Origin of the sequence: Mesorhizobium sp. M4A.F.Ca.ET.090.04.2.1 (assembly GCF_003999085.1) — a bacterium.
GTDB lineage: Bacteria > Pseudomonadota > Alphaproteobacteria > Rhizobiales > Rhizobiaceae > Mesorhizobium.
The window spans coordinates 1-5,532 of sequence record NZ_RZOT01000414.1; the positions used below are offsets into that span (position 1 = coordinate 1).

General features: G+C 65.6%; 6 protein-coding genes and 1 pseudogene. 1 reads left to right on the forward strand and 6 read right to left on the reverse strand.

From position 1 onward, the window contains the following. Positions 1 to 70 precede the first annotated feature (70 nt). A complete protein-coding gene (locus EN781_RS24280) occupies positions 71 to 328 on the reverse strand; it encodes a DUF1150 family protein (protein WP_124995408.1) in 258 nt (85 codons plus the stop codon). Positions 329 to 392: 64 nt separating this feature from the next. Next, positions 393 to 818 (reverse strand): Hsp20 family protein, encoded by a 426-nt coding sequence (locus EN781_RS24285; protein WP_126058304.1) that lies wholly within the window; start codon positions 816 to 818, stop codon positions 393 to 395. Positions 819 to 971: 153 nt separating this feature from the next. On the opposite strand from EN781_RS24285, the gene EN781_RS24290 reads away from it, so the two are divergent. After that, the gene (locus EN781_RS24290; RefSeq protein ID WP_126058305.1) at positions 972 to 1,913 is read left to right on the forward strand and encodes a nucleoside hydrolase; all 942 of its coding nucleotides are present in this window, start codon (positions 972 to 974) and stop codon (positions 1,911 to 1,913) included. Positions 1,914 to 2,067: 154 nt separating this feature from the next. Here the strand turns inward: EN781_RS24290 and EN781_RS24295 are convergent. From EN781_RS24295 to EN781_RS24310, 4 genes and pseudogenes are all read right to left on the reverse strand, one after another. Then, positions 2,068 to 2,683, reverse strand: a pseudogene (locus EN781_RS24295) (LysE family translocator). Positions 2,684 to 2,787: 104 nt separating this feature from the next. Beyond that, the gene (locus EN781_RS24300; RefSeq protein WP_127400394.1) at positions 2,788 to 4,239 is read right to left on the reverse strand and encodes an amidase; all 1,452 of its coding nucleotides are present in this window, start codon (positions 4,237 to 4,239) and stop codon (positions 2,788 to 2,790) included. Positions 4,240 to 4,247: 8 nt separating this feature from the next. After that, positions 4,248 to 5,147: a ribokinase gene (locus tag EN781_RS24305; protein ID WP_126058307.1), complete on the reverse strand. Its 900-nt coding sequence runs from the start codon at positions 5,145 to 5,147 to the stop codon at positions 4,248 to 4,250. 90 nt (positions 5,148 to 5,237) lie between these two features. After that, positions 5,238 to 5,532, reverse strand: a 295-nt coding sequence (locus tag EN781_RS24310) for a hypothetical protein (protein ID WP_127400395.1), incomplete at its 5' end; no start/stop codon positions are given.

The window sequence follows — 5,532 nt, forward strand, 5'->3', positions numbered from 1 at the left end:
AGTTTTCGGATTGAAGGTTTCAGAGGGCCGCCTTGGGCGGCCCTTGCCATTTCGGACGGCCAGCGGTCGCTCAGTGAATGGCGACAGTGGTCAGGTCGTTCTCCAGCGCGCCCGCCAGCGCCCGGTCGCGGGCGTCCGAAAGCAGGATCGGCTGGCCATTGGCGGCAAACAGCGCCCACAGTTCCAGGCCGGGCGCGATTTCCCCGAGGCCGGGGAAGCGGCCGCGCAGATCGTCGCTCGAGACTTTCCTGAGATAGGCGACTGAGCCTTCGCCGAGATGGGCGAATTCGCCACTGGTCATGGTCAAGGTTTCGTCGGTTCTGGTCATTTCAAGCCTCCTTGGCGCGAGGACGCCGTCCAAGGCCGCCCCGCATGAGAGCCATCGGTAAAGATCAGTCTTTCACCGATATGTTTATTTTCCGTACCAGCCGCTCGACCTCCGGCCGGTCGAGATCAATCGATAGCAGGCCGTTCTTCAGCTCCGCCGCGATCACCCGCATGCCATCGGCCAGCACGAAGCAGCGCTGGAACTGGCGCGCGGCGATGCCGCGGTGAAGGAATTCGCGCTCGGTGTCGTCGGTCTGACGGCCGCGCACGATCAACTGGTTCTCCTCCGTCGTGACATCGAGGTCGCTTTCGGCGAAGCCGGCGACGGCGAGCGTGATGCGCAGCCTTTCGGCCATGCCGTCGGCACCGCTGAGGCGCTCGATGTTGTAAGGAGGATAGCTGTCACCGGACTTCGCCAGGCGCTCGAGCGTCTTTTCCATGGTGTCGAAGCCCAGGAGAAGCGGGCTCGAAAAGGGCGTCATTCGGCTCATGTTACAGTGTCCTCTAGAGAGCGACATAAACTGGAAAAACCCGGATGGCATTTTTCCCGATTGTCTTGATATGGTCCGCCGCGCGGACAAGTTCAAGCCATCATAAACCCCGCCCAAAAACCCCGCCCAAAAAGACTCCCAGAAGGAATTGAAATGCCGCAGTCACGCAAGATCATCATCGATACGGATCCCGGCCAGGACGATGCCGTTGCCATATTGCTGGCGCTCGGCAGCGCCGAGTTGGAGGTCGTCGGCATCACCGCCGTTGCCGGCAACGTGCCGCTGAAGCTGACCGAAAGGAATGCACGCAAGATCTGCGAGTTGGCCGGTCGGCCCGATATCAAGGTCTATGCCGGCGCCATCCGGCCGCTGGCGCGCGAACTCGTCACCGCCGAGGAAGTGCATGGCAAGACCGGCCTCAACGGGCCGCAATTGCCCGAGCCGACGATGCCACTGCAGGATCAGTACGCTGTCGACTTCATCGTCGAGACGCTGATGCGCGAAGAGAGCGGCACGATCACGCTCTGCCCGCTCGGACCGCTCACCAACATCGCGCTGGCGCTGATTCGCGAGCCGCGGATCGCGCCGCGCATCAAGGAAATCGTGTTGATGGGCGGCGGCTTCTTCGAGGGTGGCAACGTCACCCCGTCCGCCGAATTCAATATCTATGTCGACCCGCAGGCCGCCGATGTGGTGTTCAAGTCCGGGATTCCGATCGTGATGATGCCACTCGACGTCACACATAAGGCGCTGACCACCGCCAAGCGCACGCAGGCTTTCCGCGATCTCGGCACCAAGGTGGGCATCGCCACGTCGGAGATGCTGGAGTTCTTCGAGCGTTTCGACGAGGAGAAATACGGCACCGACGGCGGGCCGCTGCACGATCCGTGCGTGATCGCCTATCTCATCAAGCCCGAGCTGTTCAAGGGCCGCAACTGCAACGTCAGCGTCGAGACCTCTTCCGAGCTCACCATGGGCATGACGGTGATCGACTGGTGGGGCGTGACCAAGCGGGAAAAGAACGCCATGGTGATGCGCGACATCGACCACGACGCGTTTTTCGCGCTGCTGGTCGAGCGGCTAGGGCGGCTCTGAAGCTCCCTTCTCCCCGTTTACGGGGAGAAGGTGCCGGCAGGCGGATGAGGGGCGGCGCGAATGTCGGTGTTTTGCCTGCAATCCTGGCGCTGCCCCTCACCCGGTCGCTTCGCGACCACCCTCTCCCCGTAAACGGGGCGAGGGAAGGTAGGCGCTACTTCGCCTTCGAGAAGGCCAGCCAGAGGCCGCCACCGACCAGGAAGCTGCCGCTGATGCGGGACATCAGCTTGACGCGGCTGGCCGACAGCAGCCGACCGGCGCGGCTTGCGGCAAGCGCGTAGGTCGAATCCGACATGGCGGCAAAGATCATCGCGGTCAGGCCCATGACCACGATCTGCAGCGTGTAGTTGCCCTGCGGCGCGATGAACTGCGGAAAGAAGGCGCCGAAGAACACCAATGTCTTCGGATTGCTGATCGCCACCAGGAAACCCTGCAGGAAGAAGCCGCCGCGCGGCTTTCCTGGCCGATCCGTCGGGGTTCAGCGTGCCTTTCGAACGGAACATCTGCACGCCCATCCAGATCAGATAGGCGGCGCCGATCAGCCTGACCCATTCGAACCAGTGGCCCATGCCTGATATCAGCGTGTTGAGGCCGATGCCGACGATGGCGATCATGATGGCGAGGCCGGCCTGGGTGCCGGCGACGTTGGCAAGGCCGGCGCGCGCGCCGTGGCGGATGCTGTTGGCGATGATCAGCGTGACGGTCGGACCGGGCACCAGGATGATGACGATGCAGGCGACGACATAGGTGGCGTAAAGTTCCAGCGACATGGTCTTTCCTCAAGCAAGATGGCACCGATCCGGTGGCGGCCGGGCCCGATCAATGCACGGCGCCGGTGTGGGCGCAAGCGCCAGCCTGCCGCCGATAGCCGGCCTCAGCTTGCGCCTGCCTGCCAGGGCAGTGTCGCCTCGTAGGCCGCGCCGGCCCGCAGCACGGCGAGATCGCCGCGTGGCGGCCCGATCAGCTGCATGCCCATCGGCCGGCTCTTGCCGTCGAAACCGACGGGTACGTTGAGCGCCGGACAGCCGCCCAGCGTGGCGAAGGCGGAGACCTGCATCCAGCGATGGTAGCTGTCCATGGCTCGACCGGCCACCTCACGCAGCCAGTCGGTGGCGACTTCGAAAGGGAAGACCTGCGCGGTGGGCAACGCGACCAGGTCGAACCGGTCGAAGATCGACAGCAGCTTTCGGTGCCAGGCCGAGCGCCTCACCGTTGCGGCATGGACTTGCGGCGCGGTGAGGCGCATCGCCTGCTCCACCTCCCACACGGCTTCGGGTTTCAGCAGCCTGCGCTTGGCCGGATCGTCGTAGTGGACCTTGAGCGCGCAGCCGCTGCTCGCCTGGCGCAGCGTGACGAAGGCCTGCCACAGCGCCTCGAAATCGACATCCGGCACCTGCGCCTCGCTGTGGAAGGAGGCATCGGCGAAACGGGCGAGCGCGGCGTGGCAAAGATCGACTATGCCCGGCTCGACAGGCAGGTGGCCGCCGAGATCGCCGAGCCAGGCGATGCGGCCACCAGTTGCCTTCGTCGACAATCCGTCGAGGAAGGAACCCTGCTTGTCGTGCGACAACGGGGCGCGCGGATGATAGCCGGCCTGCTCGTCGAGCAGCAGCGCGATGTCGCGCACGCTGCGGCCCATCGGCCCTTCCACGCCCATCTGCGCGTGGAAGACATCGATGTCCGGCCCGGCGGGAACCAGCCCCTGCGAGGGGCGGAAGCCATAGACGTTGTTGTAGGCTGCGGGATTGCGCAGCGAGCCGCCGAAGTCGCTGCCGTCGGCGATCGGCACCATGTCGAGCGCAAGCGCCACCGCCGCGCCGCCGCTCGATCCGCCGGCGGTCAAGGCCGGATCGAAGGCGTTGAGCGTCAGGCCGAACACATTGTTGTAGGTGTTGGAGCCAAGCCCGAATTCGGGGACATTGGTCTTGCCGATAATGATGGCGCCGGCCTTGCGGACGCGCTCGACAAAGAAGTCGTCCTCCCCGGGGACGAAGTCGGCGAAGATCGGCGAGCCGAAGGTGGTTTTCAGGCCCTTGGTCAGGGCTAGGTCCTTGATCGCAATCGGCAGGCCGAACAATGCTCCCGTCTCACCGCCGCGCGCCAGATGGGCATCCGCGCTGTCGGCCTCAGCGAGGATGCCGGCGCGATCGCGCAGCGACACGATGGCGTTGACCTGCGGGTTCACCGCCTCGATGCGGTCGAGAAAAGCTGCGACCACCTCGCGCACCGACAGGCGGCGCTGCCCGATCGCGCCGGCTAGCTCCACGGCGGACAGACGGCAGATGTCGCCGGCCGGCGGAACGGCATGCTTTGTCTTGGGACGCATGGCCGTCGTCACGCGCCTGGGAGGGCTGCGTCGACATCTTTTGCCAACGGAATGGCCGGCTGCGCGCCCGGCTTCAGGCAAGCGAGCGAGCCGGCGGTGGCGGCGCGTGCGAGCGCCTGTTCGAGCGGCAGGCCCGACGACAGGCCGGCACCGAAATAACCGCAAAACGTGTCGCCGGCGCCGACCGTGTCGACCGGGGTTATCTCCAGCGCCGGCACGGTCAGGAACGTGTCGGGCGTCGCGGCCAACACGCCATCGCCGCCGAGGGTGACGACGATAGTACGCCCGGTCTTGCCGGCATAGTCGCGCATCCGCGCGGGGCGATCACGGCCGCTGAGCGACAGCGCCTCGCCATAGAGATCGAATTCAGTCTCGTTGGCGACGGCATAGTCGGCCTTGCTTAGCAGGTTGGATGCCTCGGCGCGAAACGGCGCGGTGTTGAGCACGCTGATGGCGCCGGCCGCCCGCGCCGCCTCCAGCGTGGCGTCAACGGTCTGCAAGGGGATCTCGTGCTGCAGCAGCACGACGTCGCCCTTCTTGAGCTGTGCCTTGGCGATATCGCCGGGCAGCACCGAATCATTGGCGCCCGGGACCACGGCGATGACGTTTTCACCGTCGGCGCCGACCAGGATCAGCGCCGTGCCGGTCGAAGCGAAGCTCTCGCCTATGCCGGAGAGATCGACCTTGCCAGTGAGCAAAGCCAGCGCCTCGGCGGCGAAGCTATCCTTGCCGACGGCGCCGACCATGCGCACCTTGGCGCCGGCGCGCGCGGCGGCCAGCGCCTGGTTGGCACCCTTGCCGCCGGGCGCGGTGGCGAAAGTGGAGCCACGCACCGTCTCGCCGGGCGCCGGCAAGCGGTCGACATTGGCGATGAGGTCGAGGTTGATGGAGCCGACAACGATAATCAAGAAGAGCCTCCTGCTGACTGCGCGGGAAGCTAGCCTGTAAGAGCGCCGCTTGCCAGCCCACAATAGGGTTCCGCGCCGGCTGCCACTTGCTCATTCGCAGCGCACGGTGACCGTGCCCTGATAGGTGCCGGCCGGAAAGATGCCCGGCGACTTGGTGGCGGTGAGGTCGACCAGCATGGTGTGTGTGCCGTTGATCACCCGCTGCGGCGAACTGCCCGGAATGTCCGTGCCCGAGCCGTCGAGCCGGAAGACGGTGGCGAAGGTGACGTTGGTGTCGCCGCCGCTTGGAGCCGAAGTGAAGGCGATCGGCGCCGGCGCGGAAACCGAAAAGCAGTCGAGCAGGTTGAGGATCGAGCACAGCAGCGAGCTTGCGGTGATCGTGGCG

Coding starts and splice junctions, on each gene's coding strand:
- EN781_RS24280 (WP_124995408.1), bottom strand. CDS start 328: ATGACCAGAACCGACGAAACCTTGACCATGACCAGTGGCGAATTCGCC.
- EN781_RS24285 (WP_126058304.1), bottom strand. CDS start 818: ATGAGCCGAATGACGCCCTTTTCGAGCCCGCTTCTCCTGGGCTTCGAC.
- EN781_RS24290 (WP_126058305.1), top strand. CDS start 972: ATGCCGCAGTCACGCAAGATCATCATCGATACGGATCCCGGCCAGGAC.
- EN781_RS24300 (WP_127400394.1), bottom strand. CDS start 4,239: ATGCGTCCCAAGACAAAGCATGCCGTTCCGCCGGCCGGCGACATCTGC.